The organism is Martinezella sp. CNPSo 3890, from assembly GCF_057784455.1.
Genome location: NZ_JBXSOR010000003.1, coordinates 305297 through 329641 on the forward strand (window position 1 = coordinate 305297; position 24345 = coordinate 329641).

A 24345-nucleotide genomic window follows, 5' to 3' on the forward strand; every position below is an offset into this window, starting at 1 on the left:
GCGCGCAAGCTCTAATCGAGTGATGCCGCCGCCATTTTGCGCTGTCGTCACTTCTCCCCGCTTGCGGGGAGAAGGCTAGGAAGAGAGGCCAGGCAAGAAGGCACGGCAAAAACAAACTTGCCTGACCAGCACCAAGCCTATTCCCCTCAAACCGCCTGACCGCAAGCCCGGCGAAAACGCCGCACTGTTTCGGCCATGCCATATTCCAGCGCGTCGGCAGTCAGCCCATGACCAATCGAAGTCTCCGCAAGCTTCGGAATGCGCTTCAGCAGCGCCGGCAGGTTGGCGACCGTCAGGTCGTGACCCGCATTGACGTCGAGGCCATTGGCAAAGGCTGCATCGGCGGTTTTGCCGAGCGCCTCGAGGATGACGGCAGCCTTCTGCGGATCATTATAGCATCCGCCATAGGGGCCGGTGTAAAGCTCAATGCGGTCCGCACCGACTTCCCTGGCGATCTTCACCGCCTCGGCATCACCATCGCCATCGGCAAATAGCGAGACGCGGCAGCCGATCGTCTTGTATTTGGCGACGACGTCGACTAGCAGCTCGCGGTTCTTGCGAAAATCCCAGCCATGGTCCGATGTCGCCTGCGCGGGGTCGTCGGGCACGAGCGTCACCTGCTCGGGCTCCGCCGAAGCACAGAGATCGAAGAATTCGTCGCTCGGATAGCCCTCGATATTGAATTCCGCTTCCGGAAACTCGTCATCGATCAGCGCGCGGATATCGGGCAGGTCGGAAAAGCGGACATGCCGCTGATCGGGACGCGGATGAACGGTCAGACCGCTGGCGCCGGCGGCAAGCGCGATACGGCCCAAACCTGTGACGCTCGGCCAGGGAAGATCACGCCGGTTGCGCAGCATCGCGATGGCGTTGAGGTTCACGGAAAGCTTGGCGGGCATGATCGAAATCCCTGATTTTCAAAGCGGATGATAGCAGCCGTTTTATGTCATTATGTACAGCAAAACCAACGAGATTCCGACATCAACCCATGTAAAACTTTGATGGAGAAGATCGAACCAAGTCACCGGGGCGCGACATCTCTCAGGCAAGACTCAGGATGTCCTGTTAACGAACGATCGTCAGCGTCTCGGCGGCACGGGTGATCGCCGTGTAGAGCCAACGCTCCCGCGTATCGCGGAACGCCCAGCTCTCATCGAACAGCACGACATTGTTCCACTGCGAACCCTGGGCCTTATGGACGGTCAGCGCATAGCCGTAATCGAATTCGTCGTAGCGCTTGCGCGTCGACCACGGGATCTCGCCCTCGACATCCTCGAAGGCCTGCTTCAAGAGCTTGATCTTCGCTGCCCCGCGATCCATGTCGTCATCTTCCGGACGCACCAGTAGATTGATACCCGGCTTCGTCGTTTCCCTGGAAGAGGTCATCACCTGCCAGAGCGAGCCGTTGAGCAACCCCTTGGCGGGGTCGTTGCGCAGGCAGACCAGCTTGTCGCCGGATTGCGGATAATCGGCCGTAAAACCCTTGAGCTCACGCAGACGCTGATTGTAGCGCCGGCGCGTCCTGTTGGTGCCGACAAGCACCTGATCGGCCTCCAGCACCAGCGGCTGCGTGACCTCGTTCTTCGAGATCACCTGTGCGGTGCCATAGTCGCCATGCATGATTTCCTTGCCCTCACGCACCTGCATGGCGAGCTGGATGATCGGATTGTCGCGTGCCTGGCGGTGAATGTCCGTCAGAAGATAATCCGGCTCCTCATTCGTGAAGAAACCGCCGCCGGACACCGGCGGCAGCTGCCCGGGATCGCCGAGCACCAGAATGGGTGTGCCAAAACTCATCAGATCCTTGCCGAGCGCTTCGTCCACCATCGAGCATTCGTCGACGATGATCAGCGCGGCCTTGGCAACCGGGCTCTGACGGTTGATCGTGAACATCGGGGCAATCGATGTCTTGCCTGTCTCTTCGTCCTCAACGGCTTCCTCGCCGCGCGGCCGGTAGATCAACGAATGAATGGTCTTGGCGTTCGAGGCGCCACGCGAACGCAGCACCTGCGCCGCCTTGCCGGTAAAGGCAGCGAACAGCACTTCGCCATCCACATGCTCGGCGAAATGCCGCGCAAGTGTCGTCTTGCCCGTACCGGCATAGCCGAACAGACGGAACAACGGCGAGCGCCCCTCTTTCAGCCAGTTTGCGACGGCCTTGAGCGCTTCATCTTGTTGTGGCGCGAATTGCATGGTTCGACTTGGCAGGATTCGGTTGATGGAAGCAAGCGGTAAAAAGCCGTCGCCGCCACCACGCGCTTATGTCGTGTATTGAGGATCGTTTTCAAGCACAATCGGCTTACCATGCGGCGTGGCCTCCGCCGCACGCTGCCAGCTTTGTTGCAGGGCCAAGATCGCGTTGGCATCCGCGATACCCTTTGACACCAGCAAGCCGGACAGAGCCGCCACCCAGCAATCGAAATAGTCGCTGCCGTCAATCGCGCGGCCGGGCTTGTGCAACTCGCCGGACAGCCGTTCCGCCCATTCGCTCCAGTCAAACAGGCCCTGCTCATGCAAATGAACTGTCATGGCGAAAGCCTCTGCCGCCCAAGGTTCCGGAAAGATCGGCTCTCCATCGACAGACTTCGGCAATCCGGGGGATTGTGCCAGAGGCGACGTCACCTTACACGCGCTCAAGATAGCTCTCCCAAGCGTCGATCGAGACGGTCAACGAGGGATCGGCGCCCTCGCCCCAGATCTCGGCACCGTTGAAGACGACCGTATAGACCCATTGCGGATTTTCGCCGCGGCCATGGGCATTGTCGTCGGGGAAGACGAAGGAGCCCTGCACCGCTTCGATGACACCCGTCTTTGCGCGGGCATAGCGCGGTAACCTTGTGTGGCCGGTCGGGTTGAAGTTCTTCGTGCGAACATGATCGCCGACAGCGAAAAGCGGTGCAGTATCGACTGGTCGATCGCAGGGACCGCCCTTGGCCAGCACACCGTCGACCATGTCAGCCGTCAGAACCCGCTTCGGCACCCTGCCCTGTTCGAGCGAGTGACCGCTGCGCAACTCCTCGGCCGTCGCAAAACCATGCCGCTCCAGGAGCATATCGACGGCACGAGTCCAGATCTCATAATAGCTGGCGCCGAGATAGCTCGCCGGCGGAATGTTTTCGCGCGCATGCCGGCTTTCGTCGATGGTCCATGCACCGAAGGCGCCGCAGGAAAGCGTGATGCCGAGCGCCCGCTTTTCCCATTCGGCATGGAAATAGGGCTCATTCGGCTCCGGGGCGACCGGGCCGAACCCCATCTGACCGCCGAGATCGTGTGGACCATTCATAGCGTTGCCTCCGGCGCCTTTGCGAGCGCGGTTCCGATCATGGCGTCGCGGCTGACGAGATCCGCAAGCGCCGCCTCGTCCATGCCTTCGGAACCGGCCGGCCGCTCGGGGATTACCAGGTAGCGAAGTTCGGCCGTCGAATCCCAGACGCGGATCTTCGTCTCCTGCGGCAATGTCAGGCCGAATTCGGCGAGCACGCCACGCGGATCGATCACCGCGCGGGAGCGATAGGCCGGAGCCTTATACCAGACCGGCGGCAGCCCGAGTACGGCCCACGGATAGCAGGAGCAAAGCGTGCAGACGATCAGGTTATGCGTTTCCGGCGTATTGAACACCGCACGCATATGCTCGCCTTGGCGGCCTGTAAAACCGAGGCTCGCAATCGCCGCCGTCGCGTCACGCCGCAGCCAATCGGCGAAGTCGGGATCGCTCCAGGCTTTCGCCACCACCTGCGCCCCATTGCGCGGCCCGACCTTCGTCTCGTAGGTCTCGACGATGCGGTCGATCGCCGCCGGGTCGATCAGCCCCTTTTCGGTCAGCAGCGTCTCCAGCGCCTTCACGCGCGCCTGCATATCCGAATAGTGGTTGTCGTGGTGATGGTGATGATGATCGTCATCATCATGCGAGTGCCCGTGGGACATGGCCGTCTCCTGTCTCTTTGCACCTACTTTAGCATCGGCCAGAGACTGAGCACCAGCAGAATGGCCATGGTTATATTGAACCATTTCAGCCTGATGGGATCGGAGAGCCAATCGCGCAGGACGGAGCCGAAGCCGGCCCAGGTCGATACGCTCGGGACGTTCACAGCGGCAAATGCGAATCCGACGACAAGGACCGTGAAGAGATAGAGCTGTTCGTTAGTGTAAGTGGCCATGGCGGTGACAGCCATCACCCACGCCTTGGGATTGACCCATTGGAACGCAGCAGCGCTGATGAAACTCATCGGCTTTGCATCGCTTTCCGCCTCGCTCAGGCTGCGCGAGGTGCCGATCTTCCAGGCAATCCAGAGGAGATAGGCCCCGCCGGCAAATTTCAGCGTGGTGTAAAGCACGGGCACCGTGTGCAGAAGCGCACCCAACCCCAATCCCACTGCAATCAGCAGCACAAAAAAGCCGACGCCGATGCCGAGCATGTGTGGAATGGTGCGCCGGAAACCGAAGTTCACACCGGAGGTAAACAACATCATGTTGTTCGGTCCTGGCGTGATCGAGGTCGTGAATGCAAAAAGTAGAAGAGCCAGAAATGTATCCAGCGCCATGATGCCTCCCAGGACACCGTATTGTGACAAGGCGGCATCCAAAGTTCTTTTCGCGCGCGCAAAAATGCGACGGCGCATGACGGTGCGACATTAGTTCGCCGGCCATACGAAAGCCATAGGATGATTGTCACCGTGACAGGACGGATGCCGATTGAAATCCGGTCGAATGCCCCTATCCTTCGGTTTTCTGTAGCAAGGAAAAACCATGCGCGAGCCCATTCCAACTGTCGCCCTTCCCTCCGGCATTCAGGTTCCGGCGCTTGGCCAGGGCACCTGGAATATGGGCGAGAATGCAGCAACCGCCAGGGATGAGATCGCCAGCCTGAAAACCGGCCTCGATCTCGGCATGACGCTGATCGACACGGCTGAGATGTACGCAGACGGCGGCTCGGAGGAGATCGTCGGCAAGGCGATTGAGGGCCGCCGCGACGAGGTTTTCCTCGTCAGCAAGGTCTATCCCGCCAATGCGAGCCGCAAGGGCGCGGTTGCAGCCTGCGAACGCAGCCTGAAGCGCCTGAATACCGATCGCATCGATCTCTATCTGCTGCATTGGCGCGGTAACTATCCGCTGGAAGAAACAGTGGAAGCCTTCGAAGACCTCAAGGCGGCGGGCAAGATCGAGGCTTGGGGCGTGTCGAACTTCGATGTCGCGGATATGGACGAGCTGCTTTCCGTGCCGAACGGCGGCAATGTCGCCGCCAACCAGGTACTCTACAATCTCTCCCGACGCGGCATCGAATACGACCTCTTGCCCTGGTGCCAGGAGCGCAGCATTCCGATCATGGCCTATTCTCCGATCGAGCAAGGCCGCCTGCCCCACCATCCCGAGCTGATCCGCGTCGCCAAGACCTATCAGGCGACACCGGCGCAGGTCGCGCTTGCCTTTCTGCTGGAACGCGACGGCGTGATAGCAATCCCGAAGTCCTCGAACCCTCAGCGCATCGAGGAAAACCGTGATTCTGTCGATATTGATATCACCGACGAGGATTGGGCCGTGCTCGACGCCGCCTTCCCGCCGCCGTCGCGAAAGAAGTCATTGGACATGCTGTAGGTTCAGGCAGCCGCCTTCTGCTGCGCGACGATCAGCTCGATCGCCCGAAAGACATCGATCTCTCGCCAGTCGGCCGGATCGCGGTAGGTCGGATAAAGTGAAAATGCGGCGGCGGCGATCTGATCGACCGTCCTCCGCTTCGTTCGACGCCCGGCAAACGCGGCCTTGGTGTAAACGCCAAAATGATCCTCGGTCACTCCCCAGCCCGCATAAAAGGGTGCGGCATAGCAGCGAACCGGAATGCCGCGCAGAAGCGCATCAAAGCCAAACTGGCTGGAAACACTCCAGACTTCGTCCACGACTTCGAGGATGGAGGCCACCGACACGGCATCGCCAATCATGACCACATCACCCTTGGCAGTCGATCCGGTAAGATACCCCTTACGAAGACCGGCCATGACATCCGGATGAGTACGAATGAGGCATTGTGCATCGGTTGCCAGCGCATCGGCAAGCATCTTCTCGAAGGAGACTTTTGAGCCGAGCGCCCGACCGACGGAAACGTCGCCAACGACCTGATCGACCAGCAGAATGCGCCGCTTGGTCGTCCGCTCGATGTGAGGCGATCGGTGGGGGAGATGATTATACTTCGAGAGCTTGTTGAGAACGATCTGCTCGCGGATGGTGCGGCCAAGCTCTCCAGCCTCTCCCGCCCCCTCAATCAGCCGCTCAAGCCGTGAGTGCCTGCTTGCATCGACGGGTAGACCGAGATCGTCGATAACGATGGACAGCGGAATGGCGCCGGACTTGCCAAGCCCCATCGACCGCAGGAAGCCGTCCTCGAGGTGCCAATGTGGCAACCGACGAAACCGCGCAATCCCGTCTGCCACCTTGGCCGGCGCACGGCCACCCCAGGACAGGACGCCGCCAATTCCGGGAGAAAGGATCGAGGCCAGTTTCTGCGAGCCGAAATAATGCCCAAGCCAGGGAAAGTCACCGCGCACGAAGGGCGCCGCGCCGAGACGCATGCCAGCCGGCGGATGCCACGGCTTGTCGCCGATCTCAGCCATCGTTGCCGCGTTTCCTCTTCTCCCCTCGGGGAGAAGGTGCCGTCAGGCGGATGAGGGGGTGCCTGCCAGGAGTGCGAAAACCCGCGAATTCAAATCGGAAAGCTCCCCTCATCCGACCCTTCGGGTCACCTTCTCCCCGAGGGGAGAAGGAATTTGCAGCGCCGATTTCCCTCATATGCGAGTACCCCCTCAACACTGCAGGCTCTTACATTCCCTGCGAGCCACGGTTCATCGCAGCGATGCCGGTGCGGCAGACTTCGATAAGGCCGAGCGGCTTAACGATGGCGATGAACTGGTCGATTTTCGAGGACTTGCCGGTGATCTCGAAAATGAAGTGCTCGACGGTCGCATCCACCACCTTGGCGTGGAAAGCGTCGGCGAGCCGCAGCGTCTCGGCACGAGTCTCGCCGCTTCCGGTCACCTTCAGCAACGCCACTTCGCGCTCGATCGGCCGCTCCTGGCCGAGTTCGCGGGCGCGTACCGTCAGGTCGACGACGCGGTGAACGGGAACGATGCGCTCAAGCTGCGCCTTGATCTGCTCCAGCACCTGCGGCGTGCCGCGCGTCACGATGGTGATACGCGACAGATGCGCCTGATGTTCCGTCTCGGAAACCGTGAGGCTCTCGATGTTGTAGCCTCGGCCGGAAAAGAGGCCGATGACGCGGGCGAGAACGCCTGGCTCGTTATCGACGAGCACCGAAAGCGTATGGCTCTCGGCCGCCGCGGTTTCCGGCGAAATGAAATAGGCGGAGCCCGTGGGTTGAAGGTGTGCGTTCATGATCCTTGTTCCGTTTCCTCGGTTCTTATTCGGTATGCCAGCGAGATCCGTTGGGGCGCGGCTCCTGCTGCACCCCAGCTATCGATCAAACCAGCTGGCGACCCTTGGCGTCGATGGCGTTGGCGACGGCCTCGTCGGTCGCCTCATCAGGCAGCAGCATTTCATTATGCGCCTTGCCCGAGGGGATCATCGGGAAGCAGTTGGCGAGATTGGCGACGCGGCAATCGAAGATGACCGGCTTCTTGACGTCGATCATCTCCTGAATGGCGGCATCGAGATCACCCGGCTTTTCGCAACGCAGGCCGACAGCGCCATAGGCTTCCGCAAGCTTGACGAAATCGGGCATCGCTTCCGTGTAGGAATTGGAGAGACGATTGCCGTGCAGCAGCTGCTGCCACTGGCGAACCATGCCCATGTACTGATTGTTCAGGATGAAGATCTTGATCGGCGCATTGTGCTGGATCGCAGCCGACATTTCCTGAATGCACATCTGGATCGAGGCATCGCCGGCAATATCGATGACCAGGCTCTCCGGATGTGCGATCTGAACGCCGAGCGCTGCCGGCAAACCATAGCCCATGGTGCCGAGGCCGCCCGAGGTCATCCAGCGGTTCGGCTGTTCGAAGCCGTAGAACTGCGCCGCCCACATCTGATGCTGGCCGACTTCTGTGGTGATGTAGGTATCGCGATGCTTCGTCAGCTCATAGAGACGCTGGATCGCATATTGCGGCATGATGACATCGTCGCTCGGCTTGTAGGCGAACGAGTTGCGCGCGCGCCAGCGGGCAACATCAGCCCACCAATCGCCCAAACGCTCTGCGGCAGGCTTCTGCGGCAGTGCACGCCACAGGCGAACCATATCTTCCAGAACATTGCCGACATCGCCGAGAATGCCGACATCGACGCGGACATTCTTGTTGATCGAGGACGGATCGATATCGATATGGATCTTCTTCGAATTCGGCGAAAAAGCATTCAGACGGCCGGTAATGCGGTCGTCGAAGCGGGCGCCGATGCAGACCATGACGTCGCAATCATGCATCGCCATGTTGGCCTCGTAGGAACCATGCATGCCGAGCATGCCGAGCCAGTTCTTGCCGGAAGCCGGATAAGCGCCGAGGCCCATCAGCGTCGAAGTGATCGGGAAGTCGGTCAGCTCGACCAGCTCGCGCAGCAGCTTGCAGGCTTCCGGGCCGGAATTGACGACGCCACCACCGGAATAGATGACCGGACGACGGGCATTTTTCATCAGCTCGATCGCCTGCGTGATCTTGTTGAGATCGCCCTGCATCTTCGGCTGATAGCTCTTCTGGACGTGATGCGCTTCCGGCGGCGTGTATGTGCCGGTTGCGAATTGGATGTCCTTCGGAATGTCGACGACGACGGGACCCGGACGACCCGACTGGGCGATGCGGAAGGCTTCATGAATGACCGCTGCCAGCTCATTGACGTCCTTGACCAGCCAGTTGTGCTTGGTGCAAGGCCGCGTGATTCCGACCGTATCGCATTCCTGGAAGGCGTCAGAGCCGATCAGCGTGGTCGGGACCTGACCGCTGAGACAAACGAGCGGGATCGAATCCATCAAGGCATCCTGCAGCGGCGTGACCGCATTGGTAGCACCAGGACCCGAGGTAACCAGCATGACGCCGACCTTGCCGGTGGAGCGGGCATAGCCTTCGGCCGCATGGCCGGCACCCTGCTCGTGGCGGACGAGAATGTGCTTGATGTCGTCCTGCTGGAAGATTTCGTCATAGATCGGAAGCACAGCGCCGCCCGGATAACCGAAGATGTGCTCGACGCCGTTGTCCTTGAGCGCCCGCAGCACGATCTCCGCGCCTGTCATTCGATTGCCGCTCGCCTGATTATCTGTGCCGGTCATACGTTTGTTCCGCTGTCTGCTGGAGGTTTGGAAAGATGAAATCTCGATTTCGGGCATAAAAAAAGGCCCCTTAGGGAGCCTGTCATCTAGCGCATGGGTGGCTGTCGCCGGATGGTTACACCATCCTGCCCATGCGCCTTCCCACCACGATAAGAACCATCGAGTTTTTCATGGGCCGAAGTGATAGACAGAAAATTTCGAAGCGTCAACGCGTGAAGCAATAAAAAATCGCGACAGCATCATAACCCTATAAAAAGCATGGGTAACAGACAGGGTTTTGTTAAGCCCACGTCTCTATGCTCCGGCATCTATTAGTTGGGGTAACTGTTTGCTGAATAAAGACCTGCAGACATCAGGCAACGCTGGAGATTTTGATCGCCGCGACAAGCTGAAGCCGGGAAATCGCTTCCTTGGTCGCGTTGTCGCGTGCAACGGTTCTAGAGCGACGATCGCCGCCGTGGCCGAGGCCGGCGGCACGGACCTGACCGAACTCTGGTCGGTCGGCCGACTGATCTCCATCAGCGTCGGGAAGAACCGCGTCGCAGCCCTTGTCTATTCGATGAATACGCAAAGCGTCGGCTGGGGAGAAGGGCAGGACAATCTCTTCCGCATCGAGGTGGAACTGCTCGGCGAAGTCCGTGTCGGACCGGATGGCCGCGAGGAGTTTTCCAGCGGCATATCGGCCTATCCCTATCTCGGTGCAATCGCGCACCGTATCCGTGCGGCCGACCTTATGCGCATTTTCGATGCCGGCAAGGGCAGCAGCTGCGTCATCGGCAAGCTGACGCAAGACGAAAGCATCGATGCTGCCATCCATATTCCCTCAATGCTGTCGAAGCATTTCGCGGTCGTCGGCTCCACAGGCGTCGGCAAATCCACTGCGGTCTCGCTGCTGCTGCACAAGGCGATCGCAGCCGATCCGAAACTGCGCGTGCTGATCCTCGATCCGCACAACGAATTCGCCGCCGCCTTTCCAAGGCACGCCGTCGTCATCGACACCGATACCCTAGACCTGCCCTTCTGGCTGATGCGGCTGGAGGAGTTCAGCGAAGTCGTTTTCCGCGGCCGTCCTGCAGTGCCGGAAGAGCTCGATGCGCTGCGTGACCTTATCCCCGAAGCGAGACGCGCCTTTCGCGGCAGCGATTCCACTCTGATGCGACGCCAGACGGAAAAGGCCTCGGTGACAGCGGACACGCCGGTTCCCTACCGCATGGCCGATCTGCTGGCATTAATAGACGAGCGCATTGGCCGCCTCGAAGGCCGTCAGGAAAAGCCGCATCTGCGCTCCCTAAAGATGCGCATCATCTCGGCGATCAACGATCCCCGTTATCACTTCATGTTCTCCAACAACACGATCACCGATACGATCATGGAGACCATCGCCAAGATCTTCCGCATTCCCGGTGACGGCAAGCCGATCTGCACCTTCCAGCTCGCCGGCATCCCTTCGGAAGTCATCAATTCTGTCGCTTCTGTACTTTGCCGCATGGCCTTCGAACTGGCGCTCTGGAGCGACGGCGCAATCCACATGCTCGTCGTCTGCGAGGAGGCGCACCGCTATATTCCCGCCGACCCAACGCTCGGCTTCTTCCCCACGCGCCAGGCGATCGCCCGCATCGCCAAGGAAGGCCGCAAATACGGCGTATCGCTTGGCATCATCACGCAGCGACCGGGCGAACTGGATCAGACGATCCTGTCGCAGTGCTCGACACTGTTTGCCATGCGCCTTGCCAATGATCGTGACCAGGAAATCATCCGTTCGGCCATCCCGAACTCCTCGATCTCGACGACAAGCTTCCTGTCGTCGATTGGCAATGGCGAAGCCATCGCCTTCGGCGAGGCCATCGCAGTACCGATGCGGATGCGCTTTTCCCAGGTCGAACGGCATTTGCTGCCAAAAGCCAGCGGCAGCGTCGCGAAAACCAGTGAGGATTCGCCGGATACGGTCGATTTGCGCACGATCATCGGCCGCATGCGCTCGATTACAGGTCCCGATATCAGTCCTCTGCAGCAGAGCTACAATGCTATGCCCATGTCGCATATCACGGATGACTTCGACGAAGTGTTAGTCGAGCAGCCAATGCGGCCCCAAGCGGATACGAGCCAGCAACCGATCGAACCCTATCGTCCGGACATGCTGCCGCGCACCGCCGCACCGCAACCCGCGGCCGCCTCGCAAACATCGATCGACAGCAAGCTTGCGGAACTGCGCCGCGAATTCCGCAGCGATGAAGGAGGCACGCGCTCGGTGCCGCCGAGAGAGGCCGCTCCATCCCTGCGGCGGGAATCGGGCCTGTCCTTGCGGGACAGCATTCTGAAAAAGCCACTCAGCAGCCTTTACGACAAGGACTGACTCCCGAACTACGGGCTCAAACGCTCCCAACTCTCGTCCATCTGATTGCGGAACCACGTCATCTGCCGCTTGGCATATTGCCGCGTCGCCGCGGATCCGGCTTCGATGACTTCGGCACGTGTCATCTCCCCCTTCAGCATCGCGGCAATCTGCGCGACCCCGATCGCCTTCATGACGGGCATTTCCAGCGGAAGATCCAGTGCCAGAAGAGCCCGCACCTCATCTTCCGCTCCCATAGCCAGCATTTTCTCGAAACGGCTGTTGATACGCTCGTGCAGAACGGCTCGCTCAGGCAGAACCACGATCTTTCGTGCACGGTCGGGATCGATGACCATTGGCCCGGTCTTCCCCTGAAAAGCGGCGATGGACCGGCCCGTTGCTTCGATCACCTCCAGGGCGCGAACGATACGCTGCCCGTCCTGCGAGTTCAGCGTTTCCGCGACGGCGGCGTCGCGCTCCGCAAGCTCACGATGCAGCGCTTCCGCCCCTTCCGCCACCAGCCGGCTGCGGAGGCGATTTCGTATACCAAGCGGAATTTCCGGCATGTCGGACAGTCCGCCCGTCAGCGCCTTGAAATAAAGACCCGTACCACCGACGAAGACAGGCATTCTGCCCTCGACGCGCAGGCGCTCGACCAAAGCGTCTGCCTCGCGCAGCCAGACGCCAGTCGAATACGCCTGTCCCGCCGGGACGTGGCCGTAAAGATGGTGTGGAATGCCCTCCATATCGGCCTCGGAGGGCCGTGCGGTCAGCACGCGCAGGGTATCATAGACCTGCATGCTGTCGGCATTGATGACGACACCATCATGCGAACCGGCCAATTCTACCGCCAGTGCGGACTTGCCGCTGGCGGTTGGCCCGGTTATCAGGATCGCGTCGATATTGCTTATAGGGTTTCTGCTCATGGCCTTCGTTGCCACGCTTATTGCCAATCCGTCAAACCCCGTTCTCGTTCCGGCCATCGCCGAACAGGCGGCTGATGCTGTCAAGGCATCCGGGCTCTACTGGCTGGCCGACGGCATTGCCTGCGATATCGCGCTTCGCGACGACACCGATATCGAGGCAGCAGAGGCCAATATACTGGCGGTGATCGGCAGCGAACCTATCGATCTCGTCATCCAGCAAGCCGAAACCCGCCGCAAGAAATTGCTGATTGCCGACATGGATTCCACGATGATCGGCCAGGAATGCATCGACGAGCTTGCTGCCGAAGTCGGCCTCAAGGAGAAAGTTGCCGATATCACCGCCCGCGCCATGAATGGGGAAATCGCCTTCGAGCCGGCGCTACGCGAGCGCGTTGCTCTCTTGAAGGGACTGCCGCTCTCCGTTGTCGACGATGTCATCGCCAAGCGCATCACGCTGACGCCGGGCGGCCCCGAACTCATCGCCACCATGAAGGCGAAGGGTTATTACGCCGCCCTTGTTTCCGGCGGCTTCACCGTCTTCACCAGCAGGATCGGCGCCACCCTCGGCTTCGACGAGAATCGGGCAAATGTCCTGCTGGAAGAAAAGGGTATCCTGACCGGCCTCGTCGAAGAGCCCATCCTCGGTAAGCAGGCCAAGGTGGACGCGCTGAACGATATCGCCGAAAAGCTCGGTATATCCACCGATGACGCCATGGCCGTCGGCGACGGCGCCAATGACCTTGGTATGCTGCAGCTTGCCGGTTCCGGCGTCGCGCTCCATGCCAAGCCAACTGTTTCGGCGCAGGCCAGGATGCGCATCGACCACGGTGACCTGACTGCCCTGCTCTATATCCAGGGCTACCGCAAGACGGACTTCGTCAAACCATAGAGCAGCGCAAATCGCCGAGCTCGGGGACCGCAGATGATCATTACCGAAACCGAACGCCTCATCATTCGCAATTGGCGCGAAGGGGATCGCGACCTGGCCTTGGAGATCAATTCCGACGAGGCGGTCATGGAGTTCTTCCCGTTCCGACGCAATCGCGCGGAAGCGGACGCCTTCTTCGATCGCGTCCAGTCGATGATCGCGGAAACCGGACTCGGTCTCTATGTGCTGGAGCTCAAAGCCAGCGGCGAGGCAATCGGTTATTGCGGACTGGTGCGCACCGATCATCTGGAACCGTTCGTCGCGATCGGAACCGTCGAGATCGGCTGGCGGCTGGTGGCGCGGCACTGGGGCAAGGGATTGGTCAGCGAGGCGGCGCGGGCGCTTCTTGCTCACGGCTTCGAAACGCACGGCCTTGACGAGATCGTTTCCTTCGCCGTGCATAACAATGTCAGGTCGACCGCTGTCATGGAGCGGATCGGCATGCATCGCGTCGAGGGCGGCGATTTCAACCATCCCAATGTGCCCGATACCCATCCTCATCTGCAGCGCCACGTCCTCTACCGACTGACGGCAGCTCAGTGGCGCTCCCGGCAATGACCCCGATCGAAACGGCTCGACTGATCCTGCGCCCCTGCGCGGAAGAGGATCGTGGGTTGTTTTATGAACTCAGCTCGGACCCAGCCGTCCTCGAATTCTTCCCCTTTGCCCGCAGCCGCGAAGATGCCGACACCATCTTTTCCATGATCCGGAACGGAACGCCGGAACCCGGCTTCGAGCTTCTCACCACGGTCTTGAAGGGTGATGGCACGACAGTCGGTTTCTGCAGCCTGTCGAGAGTGCAGCTTGAACCGCTTTTACCGGGGGATGCCGTGGAAATCGGCTGGCGGATATCGGCGCGCCATTGGGGAAAGGGCTACGCAACCGAAGCCGGCATGGCTCTTGTGCACCACGCTTTTACCGCGCTGAACCTTGAAGAAATCCTGTCCGTTGCGGTTCATGACAATACGCGCGCCCTGGCCGTGATGCGCAAAATCGGCATGCACTCTCATCCGGCCTGGGATTTCGACCATCCGCAAATTCCGGAGACGCATCCGCACCTGAAGCGTCATGTGGTCTATCGCCTCAGCGCCGCCGAGTGGCGGGCGCAGCAGACGGAGCAAGCTAGGAGCTGAATTCTACTCCAGCGCGACGGCGATGAAACGCAAGTCACCGTTCGGAGACGCAATCATCATCTGCGCATTGCGGCGGCCTTCCCGCTTCAGTGAAGCCACTTTCTCCGAGGCAGCGCTCGGAGTCTGGACAAATTCCTGCGCGACCTCAACGACGACGTCGCCAGGCTTCAGCCCCTTCTCCGCGGCTGCCGAGCCTGGTGCCACTTCGGTGATGACGACGCCATCGACACTGTCGGCGATGCCGAAGCTCTTGCGGTTTTCGGCAGTCAGCGTCGAGAGCTTCATTCCGAGAATATTCGAGGTCGCCTGAACCGGCGGCTGAGCCTGCGGTGATTGCTGCGGGTCGCCGCCCTGATCCTGTCCATCCATACCGTCGTCGTCACCATCGTCTCCCTGGTCGGGATTGATGACGCCGTCACTGTTGCCCTTATCGTCAGGCGCAAGCTGCGGCTTCTTGTTCTTGTCGGTGCTTGCAGCAGCCGCCTGATCGCTATCCTCCAGCCGACCGAGCGTCACTTTGATGGTTTGCTGCTTGCCATCGCGGTAGACGACGACATCGACTTCCTTACCGACGGGGCTTTCGGCGACAACACGCGGCAAATCGCGCATCTCGTCCACATCCTTGCCGTCGAACTTCAGGATGACATCGCCCGCCTTGATCGAGCCGTTATCGACAGGGCCGCCCTTGATGACACCAGCCACAAGGGCTCCCTTGGCTTCTGAAAGACCGAGACTATTGGCGACATCGTCCGTGACCGGTTGGATGCGCACGCCGAGCCAGCCGCGGCGCGTCTCGCCGAAGTCACGGAGCTGATTGACGACGCCCTCAGCCAGTTCGGACGGGACGGCAAAGCCGATACCGATCGAGCCGCCGCTCGGGGAGATGATGGCGGTGTTGATGCCGATCACCTCGCCCTTCATGTTGAAGAGCGGACCGCCGGAATTGCCTTTGTTGATCGCCGCATCCGTCTGAATGAAATTGTCGTAGGGGCCGGCGTTGATGTTGCGGCCACGCGCCGAGACGATGCCGACGGTCACCGAGCCGCCGAGGCCGAAGGGGTTGCCGATCGCCATCACCCAGTCGCCGATCCGCATCTTGGAGGAATCGCCGAACTTGACCGCCGTGAGCGGGTGCTTCGGCTCGACCTTGAGGACCGAAAGGTCAGTCTTCGTATCCGTTCCGATCAGCTTGGCCTTCAACTTCGTGCCGTTCGGGAAGATCGCCTCGATATCGTCGGCCCCTTCGATGACGTGATTGTTGGTGACGATATAGCCTGAGGGATCGATGACGAAGCCGGAGCCGAGCGAGCTCACCTTGCGGTTGCTGTCGTCGTCTTTCTTGTTATTGAAGAAATCGTTGAACTCATCCTGCCAGGGCGAATTGTCCGGCACTTTCGGAGTGGCCGGCCCATTCCCCTCATCTTTGACCTTCTGCGACGTGGAAATATTGACGACCGCATCGAGCAATCCGGAAGCCAGATCCGCAACCGATGCCGGACCGGCATTCATGGCCGGGTTCGTCGTGACCGTTGGAGATGCTGCCGGCGGCGTCTGATTGTTGGTCGCGGCCGGCGGCTGGGCGCCTTCGGTCGCACCGCTGTTCTGCGTCTGCGCATAAGCCTGTTCGGTGACGCCCGCAACGGGGCCGGCAATCAATGCGATGCTTGCGAGCAAGGCAAACGAACGGCTGAAAGGCAGGCGATTGGTCGAAGCCATCAGGCATCCTCATCACGATAGGGGAAAACTTGTATAAGCATCAACATAAGGCGGAATGATGAAGCGTGAAATCACCTTTTTGAGAAATCCCCGAAGCTCCTCGCCGCCGTTGCTTGCAGGCAAAAGGTGATGCAATCCGTCATAAAGAAAAGGGCCGCCCTGAGGCAGCCCTGTCGTTTCAGTGTATGACGCCTCAGTTCGCCGGCGGCGTCGGATTGACGAGTGCCGGCGCCCCGGAATTGGGTGCGGAACCGGCAGGACTGTCGAAATACTTGAAGAAGTCCGACTGGTTCGGCGGCAGCACGAGCGTCTTGCCGCCGGAGGCAAGCGCCTTGTTGTAGGCAGCCATCGAGCGATAGAACTCGTAGAAGTTCGGATCGCGCTTCGAGGCATCCGCGAAGATGGCGTTGCGCTCAGCTTCGCCTTCACCACGCAGCACCTCCGAATCCTTCTGCGCATCGGCAACGATCTCGACGACCTGACGGTCAGCAACCGCCCGGCGGCGCTGGCCCTCTTCGTTACCGCGTGCGCGGATCAACTCGGCTTCCGCCAGACGCTCGGCCTTCATACGGTCGTAAGTGTTCTGCGACACTTCCTGAGACAGGTCCGTGCGACGAATGCGGACGTCCTCAATGTTGAGGCCGAGTGATTCCGCATCGCGATGCAGATCGTTGCGCACTTCCGTCATCATCGCGGCACGTTCATTCGAAAGCGCCGCCTCGAAACCCCGCAGACCATAGACACGGCGCAGAGCAGCGTCGAGGCGGGTTCTGAGACGCGATTCAGCCGCATCGCGATCGCCCGAGACGGTCTCGCGGAACTTGCGCGCATCCATGATCTTGTAGACCACGAAGGCATCGACTTCGTAGAACTTGCCGCCGGAGACCTGGACACGGATATTATCCAGATCGAAGCGGAGTTCCTGCAGTTGCACATACTGGACGCGATCGGCATCCATGAAGGCGAAAGGCAGCTTGAAGTATATGCCGGGCTCCGTCTTCACGTCACGAATCTGGCCGAAGCGCAGGACGATCGCCTGTTCACGCGCGTTGACCACGAACACCGACGAATAAATAAGCAGCAGCACTACCGCGAGCGCGATAAGAATGGCTGGCAAACGGCTGGATGTCATTATTTGGCCTCCGGCTGAGTTGCAGCAGCGGGCTTGCCCGCCGGCGTCGTGGACTGCTTGCCGATTTCATTCAGCGGCAGGTAAGGCACGACGCCCTGCTTGTCGTCGATGATGATGCTGTTGGAATTGCCGATGACGGACTCCATGGTTTCCAGGAACAGACGCTTGCGCGTGACTTCGGGCGCCTTGACGTATTCGTCGTAGATTGAGATGAAGCGCTGCGCCTCACCCTGCGCTTCCTTCACGATACGGTCCTTGTAGGCAGCCGCTTCTTCGCGGATCTGAGCCGCGCGGCCGCGGGCCTGACCAAGCTTCTGGTTGGCGTATTGATTGGCCTCTTCCACCTGCTGGTCTTCGTTCTGCTCCGCACGCTGCACTTCCTCGAATGCATCGGCCACTTCGCGCGGCGGCGAGACATCCTCGATCGGAACGGCGTTGATGGAGATACCGGAGCCGTAGCGATCCATCGTATCCTGGATGATGCTTCTGACCTCGGTCGCGATTTCCTGACGCTTGTCGCGATAGATGTCCTGAGCCGGACGGCGGCCAACGACCTCACGCATAGCGCTCTCCGCAACCTGCTGCAAAGTCTCGTCGGGGGTCTCGAGATTGAACAGGTAGGATTGCGGGTTGGTCACAGTATAGAGGATCGAGAACTGCACGTTGACGATGTTCTGATCGCCCGTCAGCATCAGACCAGCATTCGAACCGGCCGAGGAGCGGCCGCCAATATTGCGCTGCTGTTCGGTGACCTTCACGAATTCGATGCGGTCCATCGGCCAGAAATGGAAATGCAGGCCGGGCATGGAGACTTCCTCGCGCGGCTTGCCGAAGCGCAGCTCAACGCCACGTTCGTCCGGCTGCACGGTATAGATGCACTGGATCAGCCAGAAAACGGCAATCACTGCGATGATGATGAGTACGACGCCTGCATTGAAGCCACCAGGTACGAAACCTTTCAATCGGTCCTGACCGCGGCGAATAATATCCTCAAGGTCGGGTGGCCCGCCGCTGCCGCTGCCTCGCGGCCGGTTCGGTCCCTGCCCCCAGGGTCCCTGATTATTTCCGCCGCCACCGCCGCCCCATGGGCCACCGCCGCCGCCATTCTGATTGCTCCAAGGCATCAAAACCTCTTTGTTTGTTGACTCCCGATATCGCGCCACGCCCACGAAATTCGCGGGTGGCAGCGATTGTTTCCCGTTATAGGTATCGAAGCACCTGCTTTCAACGCGACTTCAGGAAGTTCGTCGGATTCATTGGAAAATATTTGCTTTTTGGGGGCAGCTCTTATGCTTTTCGTCTGAAATAGCGAACGAAACGCGTTGGATAAGTGTCCTTTTCTCCAGCCGGAACGGCAAGCTCGCTGTCCGCCTGCCAGATGCCGGGATCGATCTTTGGAAAGGAGGTGTCGCCCTCTACGTCCGCCTCGACATGGGTGATCAGCAGCCGGTCTGCCAGACCGATTGCCTGCCGATAGATTTCGCCACCGCCGAGGATGCAGATTTCGTCGACATTGCTCTCGTTCGCCAGACGCGACGCAACCGAGATCGCTTCATCGAGCGAGTGCGCCACCATTATTCCCTCGGCCACAAAATCGTTATCCCGGGTAATGACGACATTCGGCCGGCCCGGCAGCGGCTTGCCGATCGACTGGAACGTCTTGCGACCCATGATTACGGGTTTGCCGAGCGTCATCGCCTTGAAGCGCTTGAGATCGGATGACAGCCGCCAGGGCATATCGCCTTCGCGCCCGATGATGCCGTTGCGCGATACGGCAACGACGATGGTTTTGATCGGCTGGGTCATGCGTCTCCCTCAGTCTGCCTCACCGACGCCAATGCGAGTCGGTCCGACGACTTTATATCATCATGGCCGCAACGGCAGATGGAACGCACCTGCCACGGCCCGGTATCAGGCGCCACTATTCAATTTATCGAGTTGGTCGGCCAAAACGCCCCCGCCTTCTCGATCATTGGCCATCCTCCGATAGAGCCCGGCCATACCTTTGAATATCAACGCAGCTGGATCGTCCTCGCCGAGGAATTCGGAAATCTCCTCCATCTCCGCGACCCAGCGATAGGCTTTCGGATACATATCCGGAATTCCCTGGACGAATTTCGCATCGAGATCTGGCAAGCTTTCCTGAAGTTCGCGTTTCAGGGCGGCGTCGGCACCCGAACGGATCGCCGCAAGCAGCATGGCCGTGCCAAGGCCCGTCACACCCTTATTGATGCCGGCGTAGCACATCTTCAATGCCGAGGCCGCGCCGATTGCCCCATCGATGCGGCGGACCTGAAGCCCATGATCCGCAAGCACACCGCTGTCGTTCGCTGTATCGCCGCTTACATAGAGTTTCGGTCCCTTCTGGCCCGGTTTCGGCGGACCGCCGATGATGGAGCCGTCGAGAACTACGCCACAATCGCCGCCGAAGATCGCCGCAACCTCCGCCATCGTCTTCGGCGAGATCGCGTTGCAATCCATGAATGTGGTCTTGCTTCCGCTCCGCCGAAGCTCGCCGGCAATGTGCCTGGCGACGGCCACTGCTTCAGCAGGCGGAACGATAGAAAGAATGAGACGCGATGCGGCAACATCGGCCAGATCGACCGGTTGCATGCCGGCTGCTTTCGCCCGCTCGACAGTCGAAGCCGAACGTCCTTCGAGATAGGTGAGCACCCTCGCCCCGTTTTCGACCAAACGCCGGCCAATGGCACTTCCCATTGCGCCGGCTCCGATGACTGCGATCTCCACGGCCAACTCCTTCTCCGATCGAGGAAGACGGCAGCATATCGCCTATCGTCCGGCCGGACGAGCATAATGCCTTGTGGTAACGCTAAGTTTAGCGCTGCCCCTCAGGCGTTACGAAGCACGAGGACGGCATAGATGCAGGGCTCTCCGCTTTCATTTTTGAAGATGCAGTCCGTCGGCGGACCGAGCTCAAGGCAATCGCCCACCGACATCGAGTGCTTCGCATCTCCTTCGAGAAAGATCAGCTGTCCCTCCAGCACCCAGATAAGCTGCCGCATGAAGGCATAAGCCGATGCGGGCATCGGAACCTCCGCGCCTGCGGGCAGTTCGATGCGGACGAGATCGAGCGGCAGGTCCGACTTCGGGGAAACGTGCCGGCGCTCATAACCCGTCTGCGGATCAATCCAGACGGGCTGCTCTTCCTTCCGGAGAAACCGGCCCTGCTGCATCTCCGCACGCGCCATCAGGGTCGACATGCTCAGGCTGAAGGCACCGGAAAGCTTGCCGAGCAACGTCGCCGTCGGGCTGCTTTCGCCGCGCTCGATCTTGTGGATCATGGCACGGGATACGGTAGAGCGGTCCGCCAGCTCCGTCAGCGACCAACCGCGGCTTTCCCGTTCGATGCGAATGCGTGCGCCTATGCGCCTGTCGATATCATCAAGGTGAGGCATGCGTTTTACTATAGTGGACGTCCGCAGAGCTGACAATTAGCGCCTTGCGCATCCGAAAACCTGATTTCGCAGTAGCATTAGCGTCGCGCTTTTTATCCGCCGGACATATGTAATAATATAGTGGACAGATATGGAAATCGATGTATGACAGGATAGAGTAACAAAGACATCTATCCGATTTAACGGATGCCCTACGGAGCCGCCGATGCAAATTCGCGATGCGAGAGACGAAGATCTCGAGGGAATAACCGCGATCTATAACGACGCCGTCGCCAACACCGCCGCGATCTGGAACGAGACGCAGGTCGATATTGCCAACCGCAAACAATGGTTGCAGGATCGGCATAAACTCGGTTACCCCGTGCTGGTGGCGATCGATGATCATGGGGAAGTAGTCGGCTATGCCTCCTTCGGCGACTGGCGTGCCTTTGACGGCTATCGGCACACGGTCGAGCATTCAGTCTATGTGCGCAACGATCAATATCGCGGCGGCATCGGCAAGGCGCTGATGATGGAGCTGATCGAGCGTGCCCGGGCGATCGGCAAACATGCGATGGTCGCAGGCATCGAGGCCGGCAACGTCGCCTCCATTCGGCTGCACGAAAAACTCGGCTTCCAGCAGGTCGGCCTCCTCCCGCAGGTCGGCACGAAGTTCGGGCGGTGGTTGGATCTCGCCTTCCTGCAGCTCTTGCTGGACGAACGCGTCGATCCCGATCCCAAACCATAAGCTGTGGGCATGGGGATCATGCCGATCACGGTGGCAAAACTCATTCTCGCCGGTGTTGCCGGCCGAAACACCTAAACCGCGACTTCGGCCGCGATCGCCGCGTGTGGTTCATACCCCAGAACCTCGAAATCCTCGATACGATAATCGTCGATGCTGTCCGGATGGCGCAGCAGGCGCAAGGTTGGAAACGGTTTGGGCTCACGGCTGAGCTGCTCGCGAATGGCATCCAAATGATTGAGATAGAGGTGAACATCGCCACCTGACCAGACCAGCTCGCCCATATCCATATCGACCTGCTGCGCGACCATGGCGAGCAAAACCGCCTGCTGGCAGATGTTGAAGGGATTGCCGAGGAACAAATCGCACGAACGCTGGAAGACCATCAGGCTGAGACGCGGGCGCTTGCCTCCTTCCGCCGAGATGTTCGATACGTGGAACTGATAGACCATGTGGCATGGATGCAGCGCCATATCGGCAAGCTCGCCGACATTCCAGGCATGGAAGATCATGCGGCGGCTGCTGGGATTGGTCTTGAGATCCTTGATAACAGCGGCGAGCTGGTCATGCACGCGGCCTTCGGCATCGCGCCATTGCCGCCACTGCTTACCATAGACCGGGCCGAGATCGCCCCATTGCAGAGCAAAGGCCTCGTCCTCAAGGATACGCTTTTCAAAAGCAACCTGATCGATCTCTTCGCCCGTGGCCTTGCGATATTTGGCGAGCGGCCAGTCGGTCCAGATCCGCACATTTTCCTTCAGCAGATTGCGGATATTGGTGTCGCCGGTCAGGAACCAGAGCATCTCCTTGACGGCGAGCTTCCAGTAGACGCGTTTCGTCGTGAAGATCGGGATCTGCCCTTTCGAAAGATCGAATCGCATCATCGCGCCGAGGCCGCTCAAGGTGCCGACGCCGGTGCGATCGATCCGGCGATCGCCGTGCTCGAGCAGGTGCGCCATCAGGTCGAGATATTGATACTCTGGGTGACGAGCCATCTTCTGCTCCGAAATCGCTTGAAATTTCCGGCCGTAAGGCTTGCCCGAACGGCAGCCCGCCGATTCCTTTTTCGCAATTTTAATGACAAGCCGCTGTGAAACCAACCGCAGGGAAACGTAATTCAGGTAAATCTCTGAGCTTCGCGGACAAACCGATGTTTCCGCGACGTAATTATGACAATTGCCCTTCCCTTCGCCGGCGGAAAACACTATATCAGCTTTGCCGGTCTTCGGGCCGGCTATGGCGATAAATGAGCGGTGTAATAAACCTATTGGACCCGGGGGCGGTACCCGGCGCCTCCACCAAAAACCGGCCGGCAAGACTGGCGTCAGACCGGCTTTTGATGGGGGCGAAACAGGATCGACAAGGGTGTAAAGATCGACTTTTCGCTCGGCATTGTACCGCCGTTATCGGGCTAAAATTGTAGTTGCAAACGACAACTATGCGGAAGCTCGTCTCGCTGCTTAATCGCGGTGTGACACTTCAAATAAAGTCCTAAGGGGTCGCACTCTTAGGCGGGGTTCGAAGGCACCTGGCAACAGAAGCCTTCACCTTCTTCTCCAGTGCTATATTATAGATCGACAGGCGGTGACTCGCGCATAGGGCTTTTCCGGCGGCGTTCAGCGTGGCATAAGCCTATAAAAAACATGGCCAACGAAAGACAGGAAAGCATGGGGCAGGATCATATCCGCTACGACATTTTGGCACAGGACGCCCTGCGTGGAGTGATCCGCAAGGTGCTGACCGAGGTCGCCGCTACAGGCCGCCTGCCCGGTGATCACCACTTCTTCATCACTTTTCTGACCGGCGCTCCGGGTGTGCGCATTTCGCAGCACCTGAAGGCGAAGTATCCCGAGCAGATGACCATCGTCATCCAGCACCAGTTCTGGGACCTGAAGATCAGCGAAAGCCAATTCGAGATCGGCCTTTCCTTCTCCGACGTTCCGGAAAAACTGGTCGTCCCCTTCAACGCCATCCGCGGCTTCTATGACCCATCGGTGAATTTCGAGCTGGAGTTCGACGTGCCGCTGGCTGACGAGGAAGAGGAAACCTCCTCCAGCGAGATTACGGCCTATTCCGTACCGGCCGAAGGCGAGGAAGCGCCGGCGGCGGCAGCCAAGGAAGGCGAGGAAAAGAAGCCGGGATCGGTCGTCTCCCTCGACGCATTCCGCAAGAAGCAATAGGCATTGGAGGGGAAGCATTCGCTTCCCTTTTTCGTATCGGTAACGGAAGAGATCGATGAGCGCCGAAATCGTCAATCTGCGCCAGTTTCGCAAAAAGCAGGCCCGCTCGGACAAGGAAAAGCAAGCGGAGCAGAACCGCATCGCCTTCGGGCGAACCAAGGCAGAGAAGAAGCTGACGTCGGCGCTTAACGAAAAGGCCGAGAAGACGCACGAGGCCGGGCGAATCGAAACCAAGAAGACCGAAGACTAGTTTAGACCCCGAGATAAAAAACTTCAGAAATCAGTTGCTTACTTCCGCATTTTGAATCACTTTCAGAAATATCCCGCCATTTCCGATTTTTGATCGATCCGCCGATGATCCGCAAACATTCCGCGACGCTGCATGGCCATCGCACAAGCTTTTCCCTTGAAGATGCCTTCTGGACGGAACTGAAGGCTATCGCCAGTGTGCGCGGCATGTCGCTCGCAGCATTGATCTCCGAGATCGACGACGGGCGCGAAGCCGGAAGCAATCTTTCCTCGGCACTTCGCCTCTATGTCCTCAGATGGCTGAAGGATCGCAACTGAATGGCTGCAGAGGAGTTCACGACGATATCGTG

The 24345-nt window shown here is 59.6% G+C and carries 26 protein-coding genes and 1 other RNA gene; 10 read left to right on the forward strand and 17 right to left on the reverse strand.

Annotation, left to right across the window (positions count from 1 at the left end; genetic code table 11):
• Positions 1 to 146: 146 nt before the first annotated feature.
• The 6 genes from AC13RC_RS11385 to AC13RC_RS11410 all read right to left on the reverse strand — a co-directional run bounded on the left by AC13RC_RS11385 (position 147) and on the right by AC13RC_RS11410 (position 4541).
• On the reverse strand, positions 147 to 899 hold the full coding sequence (locus AC13RC_RS11385) for a pyridoxine 5'-phosphate synthase (protein ID WP_488557186.1): 753 nt from the start codon (positions 897 to 899) through the stop codon (positions 147 to 149).
• A 166-nt stretch (positions 900 to 1065) separates the two neighbouring features.
• Positions 1066 to 2193, reverse strand: coding sequence for an ATP-dependent DNA helicase (locus AC13RC_RS11390; RefSeq protein ID WP_095435208.1), 1128 nt, complete (start codon positions 2191 to 2193; stop codon positions 1066 to 1068).
• 66 nt (positions 2194 to 2259) lie between these two features.
• On the reverse strand, positions 2260 to 2637 hold the full coding sequence (locus AC13RC_RS11395; RefSeq protein ID WP_183810875.1) for a nitrile hydratase accessory protein: 378 nt from the start codon (positions 2635 to 2637) through the stop codon (positions 2260 to 2262).
• Positions 2624 to 3283, reverse strand: a complete 660-nt coding sequence (nthB, locus tag AC13RC_RS11400; RefSeq protein WP_488557187.1) for a nitrile hydratase subunit beta — start codon at positions 3281 to 3283, stop codon at positions 2624 to 2626. Before nthB ends, AC13RC_RS11395 begins: the two co-directional genes overlap by 14 nt.
• Positions 3280 to 3924: a nitrile hydratase subunit alpha gene (nthA, locus tag AC13RC_RS11405; protein ID WP_269244851.1), complete on the reverse strand. Its 645-nt coding sequence runs from the start codon at positions 3922 to 3924 to the stop codon at positions 3280 to 3282. Before nthA ends, nthB begins: the two co-directional genes overlap by 4 nt.
• A 23-nt stretch (positions 3925 to 3947) precedes the next feature.
• Positions 3948 to 4541, reverse strand: coding sequence for a LysE family translocator (locus tag AC13RC_RS11410; RefSeq protein ID WP_488557188.1), 594 nt, complete (start codon positions 4539 to 4541; stop codon positions 3948 to 3950).
• Between the two features lie 205 nt (positions 4542 to 4746).
• Here AC13RC_RS11410 and AC13RC_RS11415 point away from each other — a divergent pair, with 205 nt between their 5' ends.
• The gene (locus AC13RC_RS11415; RefSeq protein WP_488557189.1) at positions 4747 to 5592 is read left to right on the forward strand and encodes an aldo/keto reductase; all 846 of its coding nucleotides are present in this window, start codon (positions 4747 to 4749) and stop codon (positions 5590 to 5592) included.
• A gap of 2 nt (positions 5593 to 5594) precedes the next feature.
• Here AC13RC_RS11415 and AC13RC_RS11420 read toward each other — a convergent pair whose 3' ends face one another.
• The 3 genes from AC13RC_RS11420 to AC13RC_RS11430 form a co-directional block, all read right to left on the reverse strand.
• Positions 5595 to 6602: a capsular polysaccharide export protein, LipB/KpsS family gene (locus AC13RC_RS11420; protein ID WP_488557190.1), complete on the reverse strand. Its 1008-nt coding sequence runs from the start codon at positions 6600 to 6602 to the stop codon at positions 5595 to 5597.
• Positions 6603 to 6807: 205 nt separating this feature from the next.
• Complete coding sequence (ilvN, locus tag AC13RC_RS11425) at positions 6808 to 7380, reverse strand: acetolactate synthase small subunit (protein WP_113332962.1); 573 nt, start codon at positions 7378 to 7380, stop codon at positions 6808 to 6810.
• A gap of 85 nt (positions 7381 to 7465) precedes the next feature.
• Positions 7466 to 9259, reverse strand: a complete 1794-nt coding sequence (locus tag AC13RC_RS11430; RefSeq protein ID WP_113352010.1) for an acetolactate synthase 3 large subunit — start codon at positions 9257 to 9259, stop codon at positions 7466 to 7468.
• A gap of 328 nt (positions 9260 to 9587) precedes the next feature.
• On the opposite strand from AC13RC_RS11430, the gene AC13RC_RS11435 reads away from it, so the two are divergent.
• Positions 9588 to 11612: a helicase HerA domain-containing protein gene (locus AC13RC_RS11435; protein ID WP_183810858.1), complete on the forward strand. Its 2025-nt coding sequence runs from the start codon at positions 9588 to 9590 to the stop codon at positions 11610 to 11612.
• 8 nt (positions 11613 to 11620) lie between these two features.
• Here the strand turns inward: AC13RC_RS11435 and miaA are convergent, their stop codons facing one another.
• On the reverse strand, positions 11621 to 12517 hold the full coding sequence (gene miaA, locus AC13RC_RS11440) for a tRNA (adenosine(37)-N6)-dimethylallyltransferase MiaA (RefSeq protein ID WP_488557191.1): 897 nt from the start codon (positions 12515 to 12517) through the stop codon (positions 11621 to 11623).
• On the opposite strand from miaA, the gene serB reads away from it, so the two are divergent.
• From serB to AC13RC_RS11455, 3 genes are read left to right on the forward strand one after another with little or no spacing between them, the layout of a single operon-like run.
• Positions 12516 to 13406: a phosphoserine phosphatase SerB gene (gene serB, locus AC13RC_RS11445; protein ID WP_113332958.1), complete on the forward strand. Its 891-nt coding sequence runs from the start codon at positions 12516 to 12518 to the stop codon at positions 13404 to 13406. The two genes, miaA and serB, sit on opposite strands and share 2 nt — an antisense overlap.
• 33 nt (positions 13407 to 13439) lie before the next feature.
• On the forward strand, positions 13440 to 14003 hold the full coding sequence (locus AC13RC_RS11450) for a GNAT family N-acetyltransferase (protein ID WP_145316807.1): 564 nt from the start codon (positions 13440 to 13442) through the stop codon (positions 14001 to 14003).
• Positions 14000 to 14578, forward strand: a complete 579-nt coding sequence (locus tag AC13RC_RS11455; RefSeq protein ID WP_488557192.1) for a GNAT family N-acetyltransferase — start codon at positions 14000 to 14002, stop codon at positions 14576 to 14578. The genes AC13RC_RS11450 and AC13RC_RS11455 overlap by 4 nt, the downstream gene beginning before the upstream one ends.
• 3 nt (positions 14579 to 14581) lie before the next feature.
• Here the strand turns inward: AC13RC_RS11455 and AC13RC_RS11460 are convergent, their stop codons facing one another.
• From AC13RC_RS11460 to AC13RC_RS11485, 6 genes are all read right to left on the reverse strand, one after another.
• On the reverse strand, positions 14582 to 16294 hold the full coding sequence (locus tag AC13RC_RS11460) for a DegQ family serine endoprotease (protein ID WP_488557193.1): 1713 nt from the start codon (positions 16292 to 16294) through the stop codon (positions 14582 to 14584).
• A 193-nt stretch (positions 16295 to 16487) separates the two neighbouring features.
• Positions 16488 to 17426, reverse strand: coding sequence for a protease modulator HflC (hflC, locus tag AC13RC_RS11465; protein WP_113390637.1), 939 nt, complete (start codon positions 17424 to 17426; stop codon positions 16488 to 16490).
• A complete protein-coding gene (gene hflK / locus AC13RC_RS11470) occupies positions 17426 to 18550 on the reverse strand; it encodes an FtsH protease activity modulator HflK (RefSeq protein WP_113390636.1) in 1125 nt (374 codons plus the stop codon). The genes hflC and hflK overlap by 1 nt, the downstream gene beginning before the upstream one ends.
• Before the next feature lie 163 nt (positions 18551 to 18713).
• Positions 18714 to 19232, reverse strand: a complete 519-nt coding sequence (locus tag AC13RC_RS11475) for a dihydrofolate reductase (RefSeq protein WP_113390635.1) — start codon at positions 19230 to 19232, stop codon at positions 18714 to 18716.
• 105 nt (positions 19233 to 19337) lie between these two features.
• Complete coding sequence (locus AC13RC_RS11480; RefSeq protein WP_488557194.1) at positions 19338 to 20174, reverse strand: NAD(P)-dependent oxidoreductase; 837 nt, start codon at positions 20172 to 20174, stop codon at positions 19338 to 19340.
• A gap of 101 nt (positions 20175 to 20275) precedes the next feature.
• The gene (locus tag AC13RC_RS11485; protein ID WP_488557195.1) at positions 20276 to 20842 is read right to left on the reverse strand and encodes a helix-turn-helix domain-containing protein; all 567 of its coding nucleotides are present in this window, start codon (positions 20840 to 20842) and stop codon (positions 20276 to 20278) included.
• A 205-nt stretch (positions 20843 to 21047) separates the two neighbouring features.
• On the opposite strand from AC13RC_RS11485, the gene AC13RC_RS11490 reads away from it, so the two are divergent.
• Positions 21048 to 21569, forward strand: coding sequence for a GNAT family N-acetyltransferase (locus AC13RC_RS11490; protein ID WP_488557196.1), 522 nt, complete (start codon positions 21048 to 21050; stop codon positions 21567 to 21569).
• 71 nt (positions 21570 to 21640) lie between these two features.
• Here the strand turns inward: AC13RC_RS11490 and AC13RC_RS11495 are convergent, their stop codons facing one another.
• The gene (locus AC13RC_RS11495; RefSeq protein ID WP_069612493.1) at positions 21641 to 22561 is read right to left on the reverse strand and encodes a thymidylate synthase; all 921 of its coding nucleotides are present in this window, start codon (positions 22559 to 22561) and stop codon (positions 21641 to 21643) included.
• A gap of 183 nt (positions 22562 to 22744) precedes the next feature.
• Here AC13RC_RS11495 and ssrA point away from each other — a divergent pair.
• From ssrA to AC13RC_RS11515, 4 genes are all read left to right on the forward strand, one after another.
• Positions 22745 to 23115: a transfer-messenger RNA gene (ssrA, locus tag AC13RC_RS11500) on the forward strand.
• A 118-nt stretch (positions 23116 to 23233) separates the two neighbouring features.
• Positions 23234 to 23746: an SspB family protein gene (locus tag AC13RC_RS11505; RefSeq protein WP_488557197.1), complete on the forward strand. Its 513-nt coding sequence runs from the start codon at positions 23234 to 23236 to the stop codon at positions 23744 to 23746.
• 55 nt (positions 23747 to 23801) lie between these two features.
• Positions 23802 to 23996 (forward strand): DUF4169 family protein, encoded by a 195-nt coding sequence (locus AC13RC_RS11510; protein WP_113332950.1) that lies wholly within the window; start codon positions 23802 to 23804, stop codon positions 23994 to 23996.
• Between the two features lie 104 nt (positions 23997 to 24100).
• On the forward strand, positions 24101 to 24313 hold the full coding sequence (locus AC13RC_RS11515) for a ribbon-helix-helix domain-containing protein (RefSeq protein WP_488557198.1): 213 nt from the start codon (positions 24101 to 24103) through the stop codon (positions 24311 to 24313).
• Positions 24314 to 24345: the final 32 nt, after the last annotated feature.

What these genes read in the sequence shown, in the direction of transcription:
- serB (WP_113332958.1), top strand. Translation starts at nt 12,516, where the DNA reads ATGGCCTTCGTTGCCACGCTTATTGCCAATCCGTCAAACCCCGTTCTC.
- AC13RC_RS11460 (WP_488557193.1), bottom strand. Translation starts at nt 16,294, where the DNA reads ATGGCTTCGACCAATCGCCTGCCTTTCAGCCGTTCGTTTGCCTTGCTC.
- nthB (WP_488557187.1), bottom strand. Translation starts at nt 3,283, where the DNA reads ATGAATGGTCCACACGATCTCGGCGGTCAGATGGGGTTCGGCCCGGTC.
- AC13RC_RS11450 (WP_145316807.1), top strand. Translation starts at nt 13,440, where the DNA reads ATGATCATTACCGAAACCGAACGCCTCATCATTCGCAATTGGCGCGAA.
- nthA (WP_269244851.1), bottom strand. Translation starts at nt 3,924, where the DNA reads ATGTCCCACGGGCACTCGCATGATGATGACGATCATCATCACCATCAC.
- AC13RC_RS11495 (WP_069612493.1), bottom strand. Translation starts at nt 22,561, where the DNA reads ATGGCTCGTCACCCAGAGTATCAATATCTCGACCTGATGGCGCACCTG.
- AC13RC_RS11515 (WP_488557198.1), top strand. Translation starts at nt 24,101, where the DNA reads ATGATCCGCAAACATTCCGCGACGCTGCATGGCCATCGCACAAGCTTT.
- AC13RC_RS11505 (WP_488557197.1), top strand. Translation starts at nt 23,234, where the DNA reads ATGGGGCAGGATCATATCCGCTACGACATTTTGGCACAGGACGCCCTG.
- miaA (WP_488557191.1), bottom strand. Translation starts at nt 12,517, where the DNA reads ATGAGCAGAAACCCTATAAGCAATATCGACGCGATCCTGATAACCGGG.
- ilvN (WP_113332962.1), bottom strand. Translation starts at nt 7,380, where the DNA reads ATGAACGCACACCTTCAACCCACGGGCTCCGCCTATTTCATTTCGCCG.
- AC13RC_RS11390 (WP_095435208.1), bottom strand. Translation starts at nt 2,193, where the DNA reads ATGCAATTCGCGCCACAACAAGATGAAGCGCTCAAGGCCGTCGCAAAC.
- AC13RC_RS11385 (WP_488557186.1), bottom strand. Translation starts at nt 899, where the DNA reads ATGCCCGCCAAGCTTTCCGTGAACCTCAACGCCATCGCGATGCTGCGC.
- AC13RC_RS11415 (WP_488557189.1), top strand. Translation starts at nt 4,747, where the DNA reads ATGCGCGAGCCCATTCCAACTGTCGCCCTTCCCTCCGGCATTCAGGTT.
- AC13RC_RS11420 (WP_488557190.1), bottom strand. Translation starts at nt 6,602, where the DNA reads ATGGCTGAGATCGGCGACAAGCCGTGGCATCCGCCGGCTGGCATGCGT.
- AC13RC_RS11475 (WP_113390635.1), bottom strand. Translation starts at nt 19,232, where the DNA reads ATGACCCAGCCGATCAAAACCATCGTCGTTGCCGTATCGCGCAACGGC.
- AC13RC_RS11430 (WP_113352010.1), bottom strand. Translation starts at nt 9,259, where the DNA reads ATGACCGGCACAGATAATCAGGCGAGCGGCAATCGAATGACAGGCGCG.
- AC13RC_RS11455 (WP_488557192.1), top strand. Translation starts at nt 14,000, where the DNA reads ATGACCCCGATCGAAACGGCTCGACTGATCCTGCGCCCCTGCGCGGAA.
- AC13RC_RS11485 (WP_488557195.1), bottom strand. Translation starts at nt 20,842, where the DNA reads ATGCCTCACCTTGATGATATCGACAGGCGCATAGGCGCACGCATTCGC.
- AC13RC_RS11490 (WP_488557196.1), top strand. Translation starts at nt 21,048, where the DNA reads ATGCAAATTCGCGATGCGAGAGACGAAGATCTCGAGGGAATAACCGCG.
- AC13RC_RS11510 (WP_113332950.1), top strand. Translation starts at nt 23,802, where the DNA reads ATGAGCGCCGAAATCGTCAATCTGCGCCAGTTTCGCAAAAAGCAGGCC.
- hflK (WP_113390636.1), bottom strand. Translation starts at nt 18,550, where the DNA reads ATGCCTTGGAGCAATCAGAATGGCGGCGGCGGTGGCCCATGGGGCGGC.
- hflC (WP_113390637.1), bottom strand. Translation starts at nt 17,426, where the DNA reads ATGACATCCAGCCGTTTGCCAGCCATTCTTATCGCGCTCGCGGTAGTG.
- AC13RC_RS11410 (WP_488557188.1), bottom strand. Translation starts at nt 4,541, where the DNA reads ATGGCGCTGGATACATTTCTGGCTCTTCTACTTTTTGCATTCACGACC.